Origin of the sequence: Bacillus sp. IT-79MI2 (assembly GCF_949768135.1) — a bacterium.
Classification (GTDB): domain Bacteria; phylum Bacillota; class Bacilli; order Bacillales; family Bacillaceae_G; genus Bacillus_A; species Bacillus_A pseudomycoides.
The window spans coordinates 1-202 of record NZ_CATKPV010000043.1 but is presented as its reverse complement, the minus strand read 5'-3'; the positions used below and the strand labels follow the sequence as shown (position 1 = coordinate 202).

Here is a 202-nt window from a genome sequence, read left to right as displayed (position 1 = left end):
TATGCGGGTGTGGCGGAATTGGCAGACGCACCAGACTTAGGATCTGGCGCCTTTGGCGTGGGGGTTCGACTCCCTTCACCCGCACTTTTAATAAAATATCTCATACATGTCTTGCGGAAGTAGTTCAGTGGTAGAATACAACCTTGCCAAGGTTGGGGTCGCGGGTTCGAATCCCGTCTTCCGCTCCAATTTTCAATATGAC

Annotated in this window: 2 tRNA genes; both read left to right on the top strand. The window is 51.0% G+C overall.

Annotation, left to right across the window (positions count from 1 at the left end):
* Positions 1–3 precede the first annotated feature (3 nt).
* Positions 4–84: transfer RNA gene (locus ACM6HU_RS02825), tRNA-Leu, on the top strand.
* 29 nt (positions 85–113) lie between these two features.
* Positions 114–188, top strand: a tRNA-Gly gene (locus tag ACM6HU_RS02820).
* Positions 189–202 lie beyond the last annotated feature (14 nt).